This window comes from Pseudomonas peradeniyensis (genome assembly GCF_014268935.2).
GTDB classification, from domain to species: Bacteria; Pseudomonadota; Gammaproteobacteria; order Pseudomonadales; family Pseudomonadaceae; genus Aquipseudomonas; species Aquipseudomonas peradeniyensis.
The window spans coordinates 1,036,872-1,057,341 of the sequence record NZ_JABWRJ020000001.1 but is presented as its reverse complement, the minus strand read 5'-3'; the positions used below and the strand labels follow the sequence as shown (position 1 = coordinate 1,057,341).

At 68.2% G+C, this 20,470-nt stretch carries 11 protein-coding genes; 7 read left to right on the top strand and 4 right to left on the bottom strand.

The genetic code is table 11. The features are described from left to right. Window positions 1-17: 17 nt before the first annotated feature. Window positions 18-6,356 (bottom strand): non-ribosomal peptide synthetase, encoded by a 6,339-nt coding sequence (locus HU751_RS04705; RefSeq protein ID WP_186734942.1) that lies wholly within the window; start codon window positions 6,354-6,356, stop codon window positions 18-20. Between the two features lie 418 nt (window positions 6,357-6,774). Between HU751_RS04705 and HU751_RS04700 the strand changes: the two genes are divergently transcribed. After that, a complete protein-coding gene (locus HU751_RS04700; RefSeq protein ID WP_186734940.1) occupies window positions 6,775-7,527 on the top strand; it encodes a helix-turn-helix transcriptional regulator in 753 nt (250 codons plus the stop codon). A gap of 16 nt (window positions 7,528-7,543) precedes the next feature. Continuing rightward, a complete protein-coding gene (locus HU751_RS04695; RefSeq protein ID WP_186734938.1) occupies window positions 7,544-8,974 on the top strand; it encodes an efflux transporter outer membrane subunit in 1,431 nt (476 codons plus the stop codon). Here HU751_RS04695 and HU751_RS04690 read toward each other — a convergent pair. Both HU751_RS04690 and HU751_RS04685 read right to left on the bottom strand, forming a co-directional pair. Next, window positions 8,944-9,696, bottom strand: coding sequence for an AraC family transcriptional regulator (locus HU751_RS04690; RefSeq protein ID WP_050705875.1), 753 nt, complete (start codon window positions 9,694-9,696; stop codon window positions 8,944-8,946). The two genes, HU751_RS04695 and HU751_RS04690, sit on opposite strands and share 31 nt — an antisense overlap. A gap of 90 nt (window positions 9,697-9,786) precedes the next feature. Further along, complete coding sequence (locus HU751_RS04685) at window positions 9,787-10,224, bottom strand: PACE efflux transporter (protein WP_050705876.1); 438 nt, start codon at window positions 10,222-10,224, stop codon at window positions 9,787-9,789. A 315-nt stretch (window positions 10,225-10,539) separates the two neighbouring features. On the opposite strand from HU751_RS04685, the gene wecB reads away from it, so the two are divergent. From wecB to HU751_RS04660, 5 genes are all read left to right on the top strand, one after another. Then, window positions 10,540-11,694, top strand: coding sequence for a non-hydrolyzing UDP-N-acetylglucosamine 2-epimerase (gene wecB / locus HU751_RS04680; RefSeq protein ID WP_186714018.1), 1,155 nt, complete (start codon window positions 10,540-10,542; stop codon window positions 11,692-11,694). Further along, window positions 11,691-13,865: a cyclic di-3',5'-guanylate-activated glycosyltransferase NfrB gene (nfrB, locus tag HU751_RS04675; protein ID WP_186734936.1), complete on the top strand. Its 2,175-nt coding sequence runs from the start codon at window positions 11,691-11,693 to the stop codon at window positions 13,863-13,865. The genes wecB and nfrB overlap by 4 nt, the downstream gene beginning before the upstream one ends. Next, window positions 13,862-16,864, top strand: coding sequence for a phage receptor (locus HU751_RS04670; RefSeq protein ID WP_186734934.1), 3,003 nt, complete (start codon window positions 13,862-13,864; stop codon window positions 16,862-16,864). Before nfrB ends, HU751_RS04670 begins: the two co-directional genes overlap by 4 nt. After that, window positions 16,864-17,709 (top strand): DUF4434 family protein, encoded by an 846-nt coding sequence (locus HU751_RS04665; RefSeq protein ID WP_186734932.1) that lies wholly within the window; start codon window positions 16,864-16,866, stop codon window positions 17,707-17,709. The genes HU751_RS04670 and HU751_RS04665 overlap by 1 nt, the downstream gene beginning before the upstream one ends. Window positions 17,710-17,977: 268 nt before the next feature. Further along, window positions 17,978-19,066, top strand: a complete 1,089-nt coding sequence (locus tag HU751_RS04660; protein ID WP_186734930.1) for a GGDEF domain-containing protein — start codon at window positions 17,978-17,980, stop codon at window positions 19,064-19,066. A 103-nt stretch (window positions 19,067-19,169) separates the two neighbouring features. Here the strand turns inward: HU751_RS04660 and HU751_RS04655 are convergent, their stop codons facing one another. Continuing rightward, the gene (locus HU751_RS04655; RefSeq protein WP_186734928.1) at window positions 19,170-20,468 is read right to left on the bottom strand and encodes an ATP-binding protein; all 1,299 of its coding nucleotides are present in this window, start codon (window positions 20,466-20,468) and stop codon (window positions 19,170-19,172) included. Window positions 20,469-20,470: the final 2 nt, after the last annotated feature.

Genomic DNA, 20,470 nt, shown 5'->3' with positions numbered 1-20,470 from the left:
CAGCTCAACGTCACTCATCAGATCCGCCGCCTGCCCTTCAGCGCCGGAATGGTGGTCTGCGCAATCGCCACCTGTTCCTGCTCACGCCGGGTGTTGGCTGCCAGGCCCGCCAGGGTCGGCTGGCTGAACAGCAGGCGCGCATCGGCATGCAGCCCGGCCTGGCGCATGCGCGCCACCAGGCTGACCGCCAGCAGTGAATGCCCGCCCAACTCGAAGAAGTTGTCGTCGCGGCCGACCTGCTCGATCTTCAGTACCTCCGTCCAGATCTGCGCCAGCGCCTGCTCCAGCTCATCCTGGGGCGCCTCAAAGGCCCGGCTGATCACCGCCTCCACGCCCGGCGCCGGCAAGGCGCGGCGATCGACCTTGCCGTTGGGGCTAAGCGGCAGCTCGGCCAGGAGCACGTAGGCCGAGGGCACCATATAGGCCGGCAGGCGCGCCGACAGGTACGCACGCAGCGCTTCCAGCGTCGGCACGGCATGGCCGTCGCGACAGCTGGCATAGGCCACCAGGCGCTCCTCGCGCACCAGCACCACGGCCTGGCCCAGGGCCGGGTGGGCGGCCAGCAGCGCCTCGATCTCGCCCGGCTCGATGCGCAGGCCGTTGAGCTTGACCTGGAAGTCGTTGCGCCCGAGGAATTCCAACTCGCCATCGGCACGATAGCGCACCAGGTCGCCGGTGCGGTACAGGCGGTCGCCGGCCACGAACGGGCTGGCGATGAAGCGCTCGGCCTGCAACGCCGGCAAGCCCAGGTAGCCGCGGGCCACGCCAATGCCGCCGATATGCAGTTCGCCGGCACACCCCACGGGCACCGGACGGTCATGGGCATCGAGCACGTACAGGCGGGTATTGCCGATCGCCCGCCCGATCGGCGGGGCGACGGCGGGCAACGGCTGCTGCGGCTCCAGGGTCCAGGCGGTGCTGTCCACGGTGGCCTCGGTGGGGCCATAGACATTGTGCAGGCGCACCTGGGGCAAGGCCTGGCGCACCCGTTGCGCCAGCGCCAGGGTCAGTTCGCCGCCGCCACAGAAGACATCGCGCAGGCTGCTGCAACGCTCGACGCCCGGGGTGTCGAGAAACGCCTGCAGCAGGGCCGGGACGAACTTGACGGTGGTCACCCGACGCGCCTGGATCAGCTGCACCAGATAGGCCGGATCGCGGTGCCCGTCGGGGCGTGCCAGCACCAGGCGCAAACCGGCGCACAGCGGCCAGAACAACTCCCACACCGAGCCGTCGAAGCTGAACGGTGCGCGTTGCAGCAGCGCGTCATCGGCCTGCGGCGGACACAGGTCGCTGCCCCAGCGCATCAGGTTGCACAACCCACGGTGCTCGACCATCACCCCTTTCGGCGTACCGGTCGAGCCCGAGGTGTACATGACATAGGCCAGGTGCCCGCCACCCAGTTCCGGCAGCTGCGGCGCATGGTCGTCGTGCGCCTGCCAGTCACCGTGATCCAGATCCACCAGCGGTGTCGACAGGCCCTCGAACAGGCCGCGGGTGGCTCCGTGCACCAGCAGTGCCAGGGGAGCGCTGTCGGCAAGCATGTAGTGCAGGCGTTCGTCGGGGTAGCCGGGGTCCAGCGGCACATAGGCGCCACCGGCCTTGAGCACGCCGAGCAGGCCGACAATCAGCGAGGCGCCGCGCTCCAGGCACACGGCGACCCGGCTGTCGGGCCGCACGCCAAGGCCGATCAGGTGATGGGCCAGGCGATTGGCCCGGGCGTCGAGCTCGCGATAGGTGAGCTGCGTCTCTTCGCTCTGCAGCGCCACGGCATCCGGCGTGCGTCGCACCTGGGCGGCGAACAGCGCCGGCAGGTGCGCATAGGCGGGATCCAGCACCACCTCGGTGGCATTGAGGGTCTCCAGCAGATAGACGCGCTCCGTCTCCGGCAAGGTCGACAGCGACTGGAGCGCCACCGCAGGCTCGCTGACCAGGGCTTTGGCCAGCGCCTGCAGGGCGCAGCAAACATGCCCGAGCACCCGTTCGGCGCCCAGTTCGCGAGGTGCCCGCACACTCAGCCGCAGGCTGTCGCCCTGCTCGTCCACGGTCAGCACCAGGGCGTGACTGTGCACCTCGCTGGCATCGAGCAACGTCACGCCAGGCAGCGCCACAGCGTCGTGCGCGGCGCCATGCCGGTAGTTGAGCAGGCTGTCGAACAGTGCCACCCCGGCGGGCAAGCCGCTGCAGCGCTGGGCCAGCACCAGCGGCGCATCCTCGTGCCCGAGCAGTGCCGCCAGCTGGCCGTGGATTGCGCTCAGTGCCTGGCCCACATCACGACCGGCCAGCGACACCCGCAACGGCAGGCTGTTGATGAACATGCCCAGCGCCCGCTCGGCGCCCTCGCCCGCCATTACCCGGCCCAGCAGCACGGTGCCGAACAGCACCTCGTCGCGACCGCCCAAGGCTCCCAGCACCTGCGCCCAGGCCAGGTGCATCAGGCTGCCCAGGCCGACGTCGTGCTGACGCACGCGCTGGCGCAAGGTCGTGGCCAAGCCCTCAGGGACGGTCAGGGCGCAGGTTTCGACCTTGGCCTGGCTCTCCTCGCCCATGCCGGCCAGCCTGGGTGGTGCTTCCACCCCGGCCAAGGCTTCGCGCAGGAAGGCTTCATGCCCCGCCTGCCTGGCCTCGTCGCGGCTCAGGGCGACGTAGTTGCGATACGGTACGGGCGCTGGCAGCGTGTGTCCCTCGCCCGCCATCAGCGTCGCCAGCTCGGCCAGCAGCACCTGCACCGAGACCGCGTCGTTGACCAGATGGTGGAAGTGCAGCAGCCCCAGCCAGCGCTGCCGCGCGCTGTCCTCGACGCAGGCCAGGGCCATCATCGGCGCCTGGCGCAGGTCCAGCCGCAGTCCCTCTTCGCGCAGCCGGGTGGCCGCGTCGCCCGGAGCGGGCGCAAGCACCCTCAGCGGCAACCAGGCCTGGCGCCACACCACTTGCTGCGGCTGCGCCAGGCCTTCCCAGGCCAGGCTGGTACGCAGGATGTCGTGACGCTCGATGACCCCGGCCAAGGCGCGGTTGAACGCCTCCAGCGCAGCCTGGCTGGCAAAGGCGAACAGCGCCTGTTGCTGGTACGGGTCACGGTCTTCGGTGAGGTGGTGATACAGCATCCCCTCCTGCAACGGTGCCAGCGGGTAGATTTCCTGCACATTGGCCGCCCCGCCCGGAACCCTGTCGACGATGCGCTCGATGCTGGCCTGGTCGAGGTGGGTCAGGGCCAGCATCTCGGGCGTGATCCGCTGGCTACCCGGGATCACGCGGCTGGCCGGCACCATCTGCGCCGGGGCGTCGCCAAGCGATGCGGCCAGGCTCGCCAAGGTCGGCTGACCGAACAGGACCTGGGCATCGACCTGCAGCCCCGCCTGACGCATGCGCTCGATCAGGCGTACCGCCAGCAGCGAATGGCCGCCCAGCTCGAAGAAATGATCATGCCGCCCGACCTGCTCCACCTCCAGCAACTCGGCCCACAGCGCGGCCAGGCGCTGCTCGAGCTCGCCCTGGGGCGGCTCGTGGGCGCGCCGTACCGTGGCCTCGCTGCCCGGCGCGGGCAAGGCGCGGCGGTCGAGCTTGCCATTGGTGGTCAACGGCCAGGCCGCCATCGCCACATAGGCGCTCGGCAGCAACACGGCCGGCAGGCGGCTGCGCAGGTACTCGTGCAACTGCAACGGGGTCGATGCCTGTTCGCCGAGGTACCAGGCCACCAACTGGCCGTCGCGCAGCAGCACCAGCGCCTCGCGCACGGCCGGGTGGCTGGCCAGCGCGCTCTCGATCTCGCCCAGCTCGACCCGCACGCCGCGGATCTTCACCTGGTCGTCGCTACGTCCCAGGTACTCCAGGGTGCCGTCGGGCAACCAGCGCACCAGGTCCCCCGTGCGGTACATCCGGGCGCCGTGCTGCGGGGTGAACGGGTCGTCGAGGAAGCGCTCGGCTGTCAGGTCGGGGCGATTCAGGTAGCCGCGGGCGACACCCGCACCGCCGATGTACAGCTCACCGACGGCGCCTATCGGCAGTTGCCGGCCCTGGGCATCGAGCACATGCAGGCGGGTATTGGCCACCGGCGCGCCGATATGCAGCACCTGGCCCGGACGCACCTCGCCCGCGCTGGCCACCACCGTGGCCTCGGTCGGCCCGTAGTTGTTGATGATCCGCCAGCCCCGCTCGCGGGCCAACCGACGCAGGCGATCACCGCCGACCAGCAAGGTGCGCAGGGTGGGATGCGGCTCGCCCTGGGCAAAGGCGTGCTCGGCCACCGGCGTGGGCAGGAAGCTGACCTGCAGGGGCTGGGCGCGCCACCAGCGCAGCAGCGCGTCGATGTCCTCGCCGCCCTCGCCCACCGGCGCCAGGTGCAGGGTGGCGCCGGCGCACAGGGTCGGCCAGATCTCCCAGGCCATGGCATCGAAGCCGAAGCCTGCCAGGCTGGAGGTGGCGCTGCCAGGGTGCAGCTCGAAGGCTTCGCAATGCCAGTCGACCAGGTTGGCGAGCATACGATGCTCGATCATCACGCCCTTGGGCTGGCCGGTGGAGCCTGAGGTGTAGATCACATAGACCAGGCTTGAACCCGACAGCCCCGGCACCTCCAGGTCAGCGAACGCCGACGCGGGCAGTGGCAGGCGGTCCAGCTCGATCACCGGCACATCGATGGCCGGCAGGCGCTCGCGCAGGCTGGACTGGGTCAGCACCACCTTCGGCGCGCAATCATCCAGCAGGTAGCGCACGCGCTCGCCCGGGTGCGCCGGATCGATCGGCACATAGGCCGCACCTGCTTTGAGCACCGCCAGCAGGCCGACCAGGGTATCCAGGCCACGCCGGGCGACCACGGCCACCCGCTGCTCCGGCACCACGCCCAGGGCCAGCAGTTGCGTGGCCAGCTGGTTGGCGCGGTTGTTCAGCTCGGCATAACTCAGGTGGCGCCCCTCGTGCACGGCGGCCGTCGCCTCGGCGCGCAGCGCGGCCTGGGCCTCGATGCGCCGATGGATCAGGGCCGGGCCTTGGGCGGCGCAGGCTGTGGCATTCCACAGCCGCAGGCGCTGGTGCTCGTCGGGCAACAGCAGGTCGTAGTCGTCGATGGCCACCTGCGGCCGCTCCAGCCCCTGGGCCAGCACATGCAGCAGGCGCGCAGTGAACACCTCGACCTCTTCGGGGGCCAGCCAGGCCTGGTTGTACACCAGGTGCAGCCAGGCCTTGCCATTGTGCGGGTTGCTGCGCAGGTAGATCGACAGCGGCGTCGGCTCGTGATCGTTGCATACCTTGACGCTGTGGGCGCCGAGGCTGCCATAGCGCAGGTCGTGGCCTTCTTCCTCGTAGGACACGGTTATCTCGAACAATTGCCCCCGCGCCTCCCGAGACACCCCCAGCGCCCGGTTGAGATCGCTGAGCGGCAGGCGCTGGTGGCGCAGGTCGCGCCGCAGGGCATCGCCGATGCCGCGCACCAGCTCGGCGAAGCTCAAATGCCGGCCGAAGTCCATGCGCAAGGCATTGACCTGGACGAACATGCCCAGGGTCGCCTTGGCCCGCGCATTGCCACGGTTACGCACCGGCAGGCCGACCACCCAGTCGTCCCGCTGCCAGGCCCGGGCACAGCACACGTGCAAGGCCGCCAGCAGCACATGGGCGACCGATCCCTGCAGCTCGTCGGCCAGTTGCCGCATGCGCGCCAGCAGGTCGCCGTCGAAACTGCGCTCCAGCGCATGGCTGGGCGTGGCACCTGGCGGCAGGCCCTGTTCCCTGGGGCGCAGCAGCGCATCGGGCAGTTGCGGGTAACGGCCTTGCCAATAGGCAAGATCGCGCTGCTGGCGGGCCGATCCCTGGTAGGCCAGGTCATCCTCGATGAACGTCCGGTAGGACGGGGCCGTGTCCGGCAGTGCCAGGCCCTGCTCGAGCAGACCGTAGTACTGGCCCAGCTGGTGGAGCAACTGCTCCAGGCCCCAACCGTCGAGGATCAGGTGATGGGCCTGCAACATCAGCAGGCTGCGCCCGGCACCCACATGCAGCAATGCCATGCGCAGCAACGGTCCGGTTTCAAGGGCGAAGGGCTGTTGCAGCAAGGCCTTGGCCAGGCGCTGCGCAGCGGCGAAGGGTTCAGCCTGCCCGCGCAGATCGTGCTCGTCCAGCGGCACCTGCAAACCGGCCACAAAGCGCTGGCGGGCCACGCCATCGTCCCCCGCCTCGCGCACCAGCACCGTGCGCAACCCGTCGTGAAGCGCGACCAGATGCGCCAGCGCGCGCCGCAACAGGCCACTGTCCACGGCACCGTCGAATTCGAGATAGCCGCCGACGTTGTAGAGTGGCGAGTCGCCGTGGCTGATCTGGTCCAGCCAGATGTCGCGCTGGGCGCAGGTCAGGGGGAAGCTATCGGCGACGGACATGGGCGGGTCTTCCTTGAAACGGGATCGTCCGCGGATTCAAGCACCCACCCCACGCCCTGTATGGCCCCCCAAACCCGGACATTGGCCAGTACCTTTTCGCTCCGCCTGAGCCTGCTGAATCTTTTGTAGGAAATTGACGATAGTCGGCAGCCGGTACCTGCCTACCCCTGTCAGCCGGCGTGGCAATCGCCGGCGATCTGGCCGGTTTCTGGCGCCAATTGTCCGACAATCCATCGGTTCAGAGTGCATGAGCCCGGAGAAATACCGACTTTTCTTGTCGGATTAATTGGCATTTCCTGTCCCCGCTTTCCGCTACAGACGCAGGCTCGGAGCCTGCTATTCAATAGCGCCAAGCCCCAGCACAGAGAGGACTCGACCGCGAGACCCACCGCGTTACCGGATCAAGGAAGACAACGACATGAAGCTGATCGACAGCCTCGAACACCGCCACGACCCGCACCTGTACCTGCAGTTGGGCGCACTGGTTGCCAGCACCGGCGATGCCACCTTCGCCGAACAGATGTTCCAGCTGATCGACGACCAGGTGCCGATCCATCGACTCGACCTCAGCGAATGGACCCTCGACAGCGAGCAGGCCAGCATCCGCCAGGTCAAGGTGCTTGGCAGCGCCGGCCTGCCCGAGGCGACGCCCGCGCAGGCGCAGCTGCGCCATCCCCTGCTGCAAAGCATCATGCGCATGGAAGACCCCTTGCTGATCCAGATAAACGCCCCCGTCCACCAGTGCAACCTGGTGTCGCGCAGCGGCGACCGGCGCTGGGTCATCTGCTGCCATCGCCAGCGCAGCGAGCGGATGTTCTCCCTGGCCGAACTGTCGCTGCTCAAGCGCCTTTCCGACACCCTGTTGCCACTGGTCGAGCACCATGCCCAGCTATTCCTGCAGGCGGCCCAGCGCCGACCGGGAAGCCTGCAGGCGGATGAGGCCGGTTCGCTGCGCCAGGTCTTCACCGAGCGTCTGGAGCAGGAGGCGATCCGCCTGTCCAGCCGCGAACAGGAAGTGTGCATCGGCCTGCTTACCGGAGGCACCGTGCCACAGATGGCCCAGCGCCTGAATGTGAAGAACAGCTCGATCGAGACCTACCTGAAACGCGCCACCGCCAAGCTCGGCGTCAGCGGACGCCATGGCCTGGCCCGCTGGATGGCCGGCACTTGATCCCAGAGACCCTGTCATGCCGCGAATCACCCTGCCCTTGCTTGCTCTCGTTCTGACCGGTTGCAGCCTCGCCCCCGACTACCAGCGTCCACTCTCGCCCAGCGCCGAGCAGTACCCCACGGGCGTCGCCTACCGGGGCGGGCCACCCGCCACGGACGTGACCGGCGACTGGCGCGGGGTGTTCCACGACCCGGTGCTGCGCCAGTTGCTCGATAGCGCGCTGGTCAACAACCGCGACCTGCGCGTGGCCGTGCTCAACGCCGAGGCCTACCGCGCCCAGTACCGCATCCAGCGCGCCGAACTGCTGCCGAAGATAGCCGCCAACGCCCAGGGCACGCGCCAGTACCTGCCACGGCGGCGCACCGGTGGCGAAGGCATGATCAGCAGCCAGCAATCGGCCACCGTCGGCATCAGCGCCTACGAACTGGACCTGTTCGGTCGATTGCGCAGCCTCAGCGACCAGGCCCTGCTCAACTACCTGGCCACCGACGAGGCCCGACGTGGCGCCGAACTCAGCCTGCTCAGCAGTGTCGCCGGCGCCTACCTGACCTGGCGCGCCGACCAGGAACTGCTGGCCCTGTCGCGCCAGACCCTGCTGGCCGACGAGAAGAGCCTGCGCCTGACCCAGCGCCAGCGCCGCACCGGCACCCTGTCGGCGCTCGACCAGATCCAGGCCACCACCCGCGTCGACAGCACCCGCGCTGCCGTGGCGCGCTACACCCGCCTGGCCGCCCAGGACCTCAACCAGTTGCAGCGCCTGGTCGGCGCGCAGGTCGACGAACACCTGCCGGCGCTGCCGCTGGCCGACGAGCAGATCGCCCGGGTGCCCGCCGGTCTGCCCGCCGACCTGCTGCAACGCCGCCCGGACATCCGCCAGGCCGAGTACCAGCTGCAGGCCGCCAACGCCAATATCGGCGCGGCGCGGGCGGCGTTCTTCCCGAGCATCAGCCTGACCGCCAACGCCGGCAGCAGCAGCCGCGAACTGGCCGACCTGTTCGACGCCGGCAGCGGCACCTGGCTGTTCCAGCCGCAGATCAACCTGCCGCTGTTCAACGCCGGCAGCCTGCGAGCCAGCCTCGACTACGCGAAACTGCAGAAGGACATGCAAGTGGCGCGCTACGAGAAGTCGATCCAGACCGCCTTCCAGGAAGTGGCCGATGGCCTGGCCGCGCGCAGCACCTATCAGCAGCAGTTGCAGGCCCAACGCGACCTGGTGGAGGCCAGCCAGCGCTACCACGACCTGGCCGAGAACCGCTACCGCACCGGCATCGACAGCAGCCTGACCTTCCTCGACGCCCAGCGCTCGCTGTTCAGCGCCCAACAGGGCCTGATCAGCGACCGCCTGGCGCAGTTGCTGGCCGAGGTGAACCTGTTCACCGCGCTGGGCGGCGGCTGGGAGGCGTCGCCGGGGCTGGCCTACCAGCGCTCGGCGGCCCTGCCGAAATAGACCGACGGCGACACCCCGAGGGTGCGACGGAACATGGCACTGAAGGCACTGGGGCTGTCGTAACCCAGGTCCAGCGCCACCTCCAGCACCGATTGTCCGGCGGCCAGGGCATCGAGGCTTGCCAGCAGGCGCATGCGCCGCAACCACTGCACCAGGCTCAGGCCGGTCTCGCGCTGGAAGGCGCGGGTCAGGGTGCGCGGGTTGAGGCCGCTGTGGGCGGCGGCGCGGGCCAGGCTCCAGTCCTCGGACGGTGCCTGGCGCAGGGCGTCGCACAGGCCTTGCAGATGCGTCGAGTGCGGGCTGGGCACATGCAAGGCGAACACCGGCAGCACGCGCAGCTCGTCGAGGATCAGCTGCATGATCCGCGCCTCGCGTCCCTGGGCCGGGTGGTCGGGGGCGATGTCCATGGCGCGGATGATCAGCTCGCGCAACAGCGGCGAGATCTCGATCACCTGGCACTGGCGCGGCAGGTCCGGGCGCGCGCCGGGTTCGACGAACAAGGTGCGCATACGCACCACGCCGGCCATGCGCAGCTCGTGCTCGACCGCCGCCGGCACCCACACCCCGCGCCCCGGGGGGACCACCCAGCTGCCTTCGCGGGCACTGACCGTGACCACGCCGCTGATGGCGTGGATCAGTTGGGCACGGTCATGGCAGTGCGGGGCGATGTGCTCGCCATGGCGGTAGTTCTCGGCGAGCGGCAGGATGATCGGGCGCGGCATCGGTGCGGGTCTGGCTAGGGTGAACAGGGATTATTGGCGATGCGCAGGGCTGAGGGGAATCCCGGTGGCTTGTGGGAGAAAGCCCCGGTGTCAGCACCCCTTGGCCACTTCCTGCGCCGACACCGGTACATCGAAGACCTTGTCGAACCCCCACTGGAACACGAACGCATAGACGAAGAAGAACACGAACAGCGCCAGGTTGGTCACCAGCGCCGCCCACAGCCCGATGTCCAGCCAGTAGGCCACCAGCGGCAGCAGGATCAGCACCAGCCCGCCCTCGAAGCCCAGGGCATGCAGCAGGCGTCGCAGGAAGGTGCGGCTGCGCTGGTGCTGACGCGCCTCCCAGCGCTCGAACGCCCAGTTGTAGGCCATGTTCCAGCTCATGGCGATGCCCGACATGAGGATCGACAGCACCGTCGACTGGGCCATGCCGGCGCCGAACGCCAGCTCCAGCGCCGGCGCCACGCAGGCCACGGCGATGGCCTCGTAAAGGATGGCCTGGACAACCTTGCGCGCCTTGCCTTGCATGTTCAGCTCCCTGAAGAAAAGACCTACAAAGCTACAAGAAGAAGACTGTAAGAAAAAGCCGGAAATACTTTATTGACTGACCGTTCAATCAAGAAAAGCTAGCATAAACGTTTCCGCACCACCCCTCCCTGGCGTTCGGCCTCGACAGTGCCGACACGACCCCCGCCTCCGTGGCTCTTCCGCCAGCGCCTGCACCGCACCGTCCGGCGCAGGCCGCGCATTGGACAACCCCGTGATCGACTGCTTGTATCTATGACTGGCAAGCGGCGACACGTCGTACAACTTCGTCCAGGGAATCGAACGAGGAACTACACGATGGCTTACACCGTGATGATGGTATTCGGTACCCGCCCTGAAGCGATCAAGATGGCCCCGCTGGCCCGCGTCCTGCGCGACTGGCCCGAGGTCGACTTGCATATCTGCTCCACCGGCCAGCACCGCGAAATGCTCGAACAGGTCCTCACCGCCTTCGGCCTCACCGTCGACCAGGACCTGCAGGTGATGACCCAGAACCAGACCCTCAATGGCCTGTCCCGCGACCTGCTGGACAAGCTCGACCGCGCCTACGAGCAGGTCAAGCCCGATATCGTCCTGGTCCACGGCGACACCACCACCAGCTTCATCGCCTCGCTGGCGGCCTTCCACCGGCATATCCCCATCGGCCATGTCGAGGCTGGCCTGCGCACCGGCAACCTGCAGCAGCCCTGGCCCGAGGAAGCCAACCGGCGCTTGACCGGCGTGCTCGCCAACCTGCACTTCACCCCCACCCGCGACTCCGACGCCAACCTGATCCGCGAAGGCGTGCCGCCCGAGCATATCGAGGTCACCGGCAACACGGTGATCGACGCCCTGCTGTGGATGCGCGACAAGCTGCACCGTGACAACTGGCGCCCCGCGCCCGAGTCCCCGCTCAAGGTGCTGCGCGACGACCAGCGCATGGTGCTGATCACCGGCCACCGCCGGGAGAACTTCGGCAGCGGCTTCGAACGCATCTGCCTGGCCCTGGCCGAGCTGGCCCTGCGCTACCCGGACGTGCAGTTCCTCTACCCCGTGCACCTCAACCCGCAGGTGCAGCACGCGGTGTACAGCGTGCTGTCCGGCCGCGACAACATCCACCTGGTCGCGCCCCAGGACTACCCGCATTTCGTCTGGCTGATGAACCGCGCCCATATCATCCTCACCGACTCCGGCGGCGTGCAGGAAGAGGCGCCCGCCCTGGGCAAGCCGGTGCTGGTGCTGCGCAAGGTCACCGAGCGTCCCGCCGTGCTCAAGGGCGGCACGGTCAAGCTGGTCGGCACCCTGACCGAGCGCATCGTCCACGAGACCAGCCAGCTGCTCGACGACCCGGTCGCCTACGCGCGCATGGCGCAGGTGTTCACCCCCTTCGGTGACGGCCACGCCAGCGAGCGCATCGCCGAACGCCTGAGCCGCTGGTTCGCCGAACAATCCGCCGCGCGGGACAACGCATGAGCCTGGCCTTCATCGATTTCCTCACCTATGTCCTGTTCGGCCTGAAGATCCTTGCCATCATCCTGGCGACACTGATGTTCGTGCTCGGCCTGGACGACCTGTTCATCGACCTGTGCTACTGGGGCCGCAAGCTGATCCGGCGCTTCCGGATCTACGACAAGTTCGAGAAGGCCGACGAGAAGCGCCTGTTCGAGGTGCCGGAAAAGCCCCTGGCGATCATGGTGCCGGCCTGGAACGAGGTCGGCGTGGTCGGCGAAATGGCGCGCCTGGCGGCCTCGACCATCGACTACGAGAACTACCAGATCTTCGTCGGCACCTACCCCAACGACCCACAGACCCAGGCCGACGTCGATGCCGTGTGCCTGCACTACCCCAACGTGCACAAGGTGGTCTGCGCCCGCCCCGGCCCGACCAGCAAGGCCGACTGCCTGAACAACATCATCGACGCCATCCTGCGCTTCCAGCAGGACGCGCGCATCGAGTTCGCCGGTTTCATCCTGCATGACGCCGAGGACGTCATCTCGCCCATGGAACTGCGCCTGTTCAACTACCTGCTGCCGAACAAGGACATGATCCAGATTCCGGTGTACCCCTACGCACCGGAATGGAAAGGCTTCACCGCCGGCCACTATGTCGACGAGTTCGCCGAGAACCATGGCAAGGACGTCATCGTGCGCGAAGCGCTCACCGGCCAGGTGCCCAGCGCCGGGGTCGGCACCTGCTTCAGCCGCCGGGCGATCAGCGCACTACTCGAGGACGGCGACGGCATCGCCTTCGATGTGCAGAGCCTGACCGAGGACTACGACATCGGTTTTCGCCTCAAGCAGAAGGGCATGAAGTGCATCTTCGCCCGCTACTCCATCACCGACCCGGCGCTGGCCCTCAAGCAGGACTGGCGCCCCGGCATGAGCCGCGAGTTCGCCCAGGTGATCTGCGTGCGCGAACACTTCCCACGGGACTGGCAGCACGCCATCCGGCAAAAATCGCGGTGGATCGTCGGCATCGTGTTCCAGGGCACCAGCAACCTCGGCTGGAGCCGCAAGGGCGCGCTCAACTACTTCCTCTGGCGTGACCGCCGCGGGCTGTTCGCCTACCTGCTGAGCTTCCTGGTCAACCTGCTGTTGCTGGTGCTGCTGGCGATGTGGCTGGTGACGGTGATCGCGCCGGAGTCCTGGCGCTTCATGTCGATCCTCAGCGACAGCACGCTGCTGAGCACGCTGCTGTGGCTCAACGGCCTGCTGCTGTTCAACCGCCTGTTCCAGCGTTTCTGGTTCGTCACCCGCTACTACGGCATCTTCGAGGGCCTGCTGTCGGCGCCGCGGATGATGTGGAGCAACTTCGTCAACTTCTTCGCCAACCTGCGCGCCCTGCGCCAGGTGATGGAAATGGGCGATTCGCGGCGGGTGGCCTGGGACAAGACCACCCACGAGTTCCCCGCCCTCGCCGCGCCTGCGCGCACACCGCTGGGCCAGCGCCTGGTTGAGAAAGGCTTGATAACCGAGACTCAGCTTGAGCAGGCCATCACCAGCCCGGTCCGCCGGCGCCTGGGCCGCGAGCTGCTGCTGCGCGGCTGGCTGAGCAGCGAGCAACTGGTCGAGACCCTGGCCGAGCAGCTGGACCTGCCCTGGGCGCCGCTGAACCCGTTCAAGATTGAACCTGCGTTGATCGCCAAGCTGCCGCGCAAGCTCGCCACCCACTACGGCGTACTGCCGGTGGAAGAAGACGGCGACACCCTGGTGCTGGCCAGCGAGAGCCCGGTCAGCCAGGTCTCGCTCGGCGTGATCAGCCGCCAGCTCAAGCGCCCGGTGCGCGCCCGCCTGGCGCCGCAGGGGCGGGTCACCCTGGGCCTGCGCTACCACTACCCGAGCCCCTGGCAGAAGCCCGAGACCCGCGAAATGCTCGCGGTGCTCGAACGCCATCAGGATGACGCCACCCTGCTGGAGCAGGTCGGCATCCACCAGGTGATGCTCGGCACCCTGCTGCAGGTGCGCGGCATGGTGCCGGCGACCCTGTTCAACCAGGCGCTGATCGACTTCAACCCCGAGCAGCAGAGCCTGGGCGAACACCTGATCGCCCGCGGCATCATCACCGAAGAGGTGCTCCAGCAAGCCCTCGCCGAGCAGGCCAGCGAACAGCAGGCCGCCTATGAACTGACCCGGGAGGTGGCATGACGCCCCGTCTTTCCCTGACCCTCGCCAGCCTGCTGCTGTGCTCTACCACCCTGGCGGCGCCGACCAAGCCGATGACCGACTTCCAGCGTTTCACCAGCTACCCCTTCATGGAACGTGGCTACCGGGAGGCGCAGAAGGACAACTGGGCGGAGGTCGAGCGCCTGACCCGTCATGTACTGGGGCGCGTGCCCAACAACAACGAGGCCCGCGCCCTGCTGGCCGAGGCCCTGGCCCATCAGCGTCGCTACAAGGAGGCCGAGGCGATCGCCGAGGACCTCGACGACAACCCCGAGCACGCCGACGCCCTGCTCGAACTGCGCCTGACCTGGATCGAGCAGGACCCGCCTGCGGCGAGCCAGGTGGAGGCCTGGCTGGCCGACAGCCAGGGCCAGCAGCGCGTGCGCCTGTGGCAGGCGTACAGCGTCAGCCTGGCCAAGTTCGGTGGCGCGGGCAAGGCGCTGGAGTGGCTCAACCAGTTGCCGGTGCGCGACGATGGCATGGTGCTGCGCATGACCCGGGCCAACTTCGCCGAGCAACTGCGCAACTGGGGCGAGACCATCGACCAGTTGCAACCGCTGGCCGACAAGGGCGAACTGCCGGCGCAGGACTGGCAGCGGCTGGCCAACGCCTACATCCAGCAGGTCGATGAAAAAGGCCTGAACAAGCTGCTGGCCAGCGCGCCGTCCCAGGAGGCGGCGACCCACGCCCGCCTGGCCATGGCCAACCGCGCCATCGCCATGGGCCACAACCAGCAGGCCGAGCGTTGGCTGCAGAGCCTGCCGGCCGATCAACTGCAACATCCCGAACAACGCCAGCAACTCTGGGAGCTGGCCCGCGAAGGCGACGACGCGGCGCTGGTGCGCCAGCTAAGCAACGAACTGCAGCGTCCGTGCCTGGAGACCGTCGACTGGCTGTCGCACAAGGACCTGAAGCTGGCCCGCGAACAGCTCGGCCAGTGCCAGGCAAACGACAATCCACGCAGCTACGCCATCCTCAAGCAACGTCTGTACGGCGAGCCCGCGCAACCACCGCAACCGCGCACGGCGGCGCAGTGGGAACAACGCTACCGCCAGACCGGCGATCTCGCGGCGCTGGAGCAGGCCACGTTCATGCTGCTCGAGCGTGGCCAGACCGAGCACGCCCGGCAGTTGCTGGAGAACGCCTACGACCGCCGCCAGGGCCGGCTGACGCCCTCGCTGCTGCAACGCCTGGGCAACCTCTATGCGCGCAACGATGGCCCGCTGAACACCCCGCGCATGCTCGCCTTGGTACCACGCGTGGATGCCGCTACCCGCGGCCAGCTGCTCGCCCGCCTGGCCGAGGCCGGCCAGTGTGACGCCGTACGCAAGGCCATCCCGGCCAACCCGAGCGAAGCCGGGCAGTATCGCGCCCTGGGCCGCTGCGCCATGCCCGACCAGCCCGGCGAAGCCGTGGTCTACTACCAGGCCGCCGAACGCCTGGGCGACACCGCCAGCCGCCTGCCCCTGGCCTACGCACTGGAGGCCTCGGGCGACTCCGAATCGGCGCTGCCGATCTGGAACAGCCTGCCGGCCGACGCCTGGACCGACAATGCTCGCCTGACCGCGGCGCGTGGCGCCTTGAACGCCGGCGACGCCAACGCCGCCCGCCGCCACTGGGACGCGGCCGCGCACCACAACGCCGACGACTGGGCGCTGGGCGCCGCCATTGCCCAGCGCCAGGGCGACACCCAGCAGGCCCTGGCGTTCCAGCGCGAAGCCCTGCGCCATACCCCGCGCGCCGATCACTACTACGCCGCCGCCGGCACCGCCCAACAGGCCGGCGACAACGCCCAGAGCACTGCCTGGCTGGCCGAGGCCGTGCGCCTGGCGCCGGACCAGCCGCGCTACCGCGCCGACTACGGCATGCGCCTGGCCGGCTCGACGGACAAGCAGCAACGACGCCAGTCCATCCCCTACCTGGAACGCGCCACCCGCGACTTCCCCGAGGACTACCGCCTGGGCGAGACCCTGGCCCTGCGCTACGACGAAGCCGAGGACAGCGCCTCGGCCCGCCGCGAACTGCGCCGGGTGCTGGACGTGGAGCGCAACCTGGTCGACGGCGACGACGAGTACGGCAGCCTGGAGGCGCGCAAGTACCGCCAGCGCCGCGCCCATGAAACCTTGTCGCGCCGCGACAGCATCACCCTGGCCAGCACCTGGTCGCCGGCCGGCACCTCGACCAACGACAAGTTCCTCGACGACGGCGCGCGCGCCGGCAGCTCACGCCGGGCGCAATCGCAGAACGTGCAACTGGCGATGTGGGACCACGCCCTGGGCGAGGAGCCCAGCCGCAACGGCAGCACCCTGTCGGTGTATGGACGCGTGCTGTTCGGTGGCCAGAGCCGCACCGACTATGCCCAGAGCATGGGCACCGGCGTCGGCCTGCGCTACAAGCCGCTCGGCCAGGCCAACCTCAACCTGTACGCCGAGCTGTACCACCAGCGCCAGATCGACAGCACGCACTACAGCGGCCTGAGCCTGGGCGAGCTGCTCAGCCCGGCCAAGGTCGGCGGCAACTGGGGCGACCTGCGCCACAACGCCGAATCGAGCAACGACCTGCTGCTGCGTGCCACCGCCTCGTTCCTCGACCAGGGCCGGTACCGCAATGACTGGCGCATCGACGAGGACGACTGGGACGAGCGTTTCCTTTATCTGGACGCCGCCTGGTGGACCCGCGCCGGCGATCATGCCTGGCTGTCGCGCTTCCAGCAGGGCCATGCCTGGAAACTGCCCAGCCAGTCGCCGCAGACGATCATGCCCTACGGCTTCCTCGAGTTCTCCAGCCAGGACCCGAGCAACGACTGGCGCCAGGACGCCCGCGCCGGGGTCGGCGTGCGCTGGCAGTGGTGGTTCGACGACGACCGCTACAACGCCTACCGTGGCTCGCTGAAAGTACGCGCCGAGTACCAGCAGGCACTGGGCGGCAACCTCTACGAGCGCGCCAACGGCGTGTTGCTGGGTGTGGAGATGAACTTCTGATGCGTACCTTCCTGGCGCTCTGCCTGCTCGCCCTGTGCCTGCCCGCCCAGGCCGACCAGCGCCTGTTCTACCAGCCGCTCAACCGTGATGCCAACGTCACCCCCGCCCAGTGGCAACAACTGTGGCGCGCCACCAAGGCCCAGGGTGGCAAGACCCTGATCGTGCAGTGGAGCGCCTACGGCGACAGCGACTTCGGCGGCGCCAACGGCTGGCTTGCCGGCAGCCTGCGCGAGGCGCGGGCCCAGGGGCTGGAGCTGGTGCTGGGGCTGTACATGGACCCGGCCTACTACCAGCGGCTCGAACAGCTCGACGGCGAAGGCCTGAACAGTTACTTCAAGGCGCAGCTGGGCCGTTCCCTCACCCAGTACCAGCAGCTCAAGACCGACTGGGCGCTGCCGGTGTCCGGCTGGTACCTGCCGCTGGAGCTGGACGACCTGCACTTTCGCGACGCGGCCAGGCGCGATGCGCTGCACACGCAATTGCAGGCGTTCAATCGGCAACTGGACAAGCCCCTGCATATCAGCGCCTTCAGCGCCGGCCAGCTGTCGCCTCGGGTCAATGGCGCGTGGCTGGACCAGCTGGCAGGCCTTGGCCTGAACGTTTGGTGGCAGGACGGCGCCGGCACCGGCCGCCTGGCGCCGCTGGTGCGAAAGGGCTACGAACAGGCCCTGCCCTGCCGGGTGGGTATCGTGCGCGAGGCGTTTCGCCAGGTCAGCCAGCCGGGGCAACCCTTCCGCGCCGAACCGGCGCAGCCGGAGCTGAGCGGAGGCTGCCACGCCGAGGCTGTGTTCGCCTTGCGCTACCGGCCCTGGGCCAAGGATGTGCTGAAACCAGGCTCGTTGTAGGAGCAACTGTCTTGCTCAACTGCTAAAGCTATCGCGATCCCTGTGGGAGCGGCCTTGCGTCGCGAAAGGGCTGCGCAGCAGCCCCGGCAATTTTGAGGGTGACTTTAAACCTGGGGCCGCTGCGCAGCCCTTTCGCGACGCAAGGCCGCTCCCACAGGGGACGGTTCCCTGCGCGACAGCGTAGCCCGAAGGCTGGGTGATCTCCTACAGAGACCTCACAGCCCTGGAAGGCATAACAGACAACAATTTCAAGGCCACCATCGCCTCCATGTACAAAACCCTCGAAACCCACATCCGCCAACAGGTCGCCCCCGCCGCCCTGCGCGCCGAGTTCCGCCAGCACGAATTCGAGGCGATGCGCCGCTTCTGCCTGCTGATCTTCTGCATCGGCATCGCCATCTGGCTGATCTTCGACCTGATCGTCAGCTACCTCGGCGGCCAGGGCTTCACCTGGCTGTCCGGGCTGTTCATCGCCCTGCTGTGCAGCCTCTGCGTGGTCCTGGGCTTCACCCGCAAGAGCCAGCATTTCGACGTGCTCAACCTGCTGTTCGTGGCGGTGATCACCCTGGCCATGCGCCTGGTGATCGAAGGCATTCCGATCGTTCTGCGCCCGGTGTGGCTGGTGCTCGGCGTCTCGACGGTGCTGTACACCGTGTCGGTGCTGCCGGTGCGGCGCTGGTCGTTCTTCTGCGCCCTGGGCATCACCTGGCTCATGCTCAACCCCTTCTACCACACCCGCATCGAGGCCCTGAAGCTCGAGGGCGCGATGCTGATCAGCTACGCGGTGTTCCTCAGCGGCCTGGTGGTCTACAGCTACCTGCGCATCCGCCAGGCCAAGCTGCACAACTTCTACCTGACCAAGGTGCTGCTGGAGCAGGCCTACATCGACGCCCTAACCGAAATCCCCAACCGTCGCTCGTTCATGGCCAAGGCCGAGAAGCAGCTGCGCCAGATGGATGCCGGGCAGTTCCTGGCGATGATCGACATCGACAACTTCAAGCAGGTCAACGACCGCTTCGGCCATGACATCGGCGACGAGGTGCTCAAGCGCGTGGCGGCGCATATCAAGGCGGCAATGACCGGCTACGAGATCGCCCGGTTGGGCGGCGAGGAATTCGCGGTCTTCTTCCAGGGGCTGGACGAGGCCGGTGCCGAGCAGCAGGTCGCCGCGCTGTGCCGGCGGGTACGCGAGGACCTTGGCGCGCACCCGGTGACCATCAGCATCGGCCTGGCCCGGATCGACAGCGGCGATACCCTGAGCCTGGCGCTGATCAGGGCGGACCAGGCGTTGTACGAGGCCAAGCACACCGGCAAGGACCGCTTCGTGACCTGGTCGGCAAGGCTGTCAGGACAATGACCATCGCGGGGCAAGCCCGCTCCCACGCCAGCCTCCAGCACCTACCATCATCACCAGCGTGGGAGCGGGCTTGCCCCGCGATGAGGCCAGCCCAGGCGCTGCATCAACCGGCTGGCAAGCGAATCCTGAACTGCGCGCCGCCCAGCGCCGATTGCGCCACGGTCAACGTGCCGCCCTGCCCTTCGATGGCCCGCCGACTGATCGCCAGCCCCAACCCGAACCCGCCGGTATTGCGATCACGGCTGCGGTCCAGGCGATAGAACGGCTGGAAGATCCGCTCACGCTCCTCGGTCGGAATGCCGATGCCATCGTCCTCCACGGTCACCAGGCAGGCGCCGTCTTCTTCCCGGCGCAGGCGCAGCAGCAGGCTTTCATCGCAGTAGCGCATGGCGTTGCGCACCAGGTTCTGCACGGCGCGGGCGGTCAGCCGCGGGTCGAGGACGAAACGCGGCAGGTCGGTTTCGCAGCGCACCTCCCAGCGGATGCCACGGTTGTCGAGCTCCTCGGCGAAACTGCCGAGCACGCTGTCCACCAGTTCCAGCAACGACACCTCGACCCGCTCGCGGGCCTGGTCGACGCTGTCCAGGCGGCTGTAGGACAGCAGTTCGAGCACCAACTCGTCCAGCTCGCGTACATGGCCCACCAACCCCAGCAGGCGCTTGCGGCTGGCCGGCGGCACCTCGTCGAACAGCAGCACCAGGCCGAAGTCCAGGCGCGTCAACGGTGTGCGCAACTCGTGGGAGACCGCGTTGAGCAGTTCGCGCTGCTGGTTGACCTGGCGCTCCAGGTCGCTGGCCATGGTGTCGAACACCCCGGCCAGCTCACCGATGTTCGAGCGTGGTGAAATATAGGTGCGCTCGGACATCTCGCCGCGCCCCAGGCGCCGGGCGGTTTCCTTGAGCCGTTCGAGGTCGCGCCAGTGCGGCCATACCCACAGCAGCAGGCAGCCGAGCATGGCCGCGCCGATCAGCACGGTCACGCCCCAGGACAGCACGTTGATGTCCAACGGGTCGTCCGGCGAGTGCAGGCGCACCAGCCATTGCGAATCCAGCGGCGCCAGCACCGTTTCGTAGTAGCCCCAGTCGGCCATGCGCACCGCGTACAGACCATGCTCGAGCCGGGCTTTCTCCTCGCCGCTCAGGTCGGCCTCGTCCATGCGCAGCAGGCGCACTTGCAGCGGCTTGAACACTCCGGCCAGGTCTTTTTCCACTGCCGGCCACTGCTCCCGTGGCGCCTGCTGGAACTGGCGCACGATCAGGGTCTGCACCCCCTTGGCTTGCTCGAGGTTGTAGGCCATGAAGCGCTCATGGAACAACCCGACGATGGTGTCGGGGATCAGCGCGATCGCCCCGGCATAGGCGACGATGATCACCAGGTACAGCCGCACCAGGATCTTGAGCATGG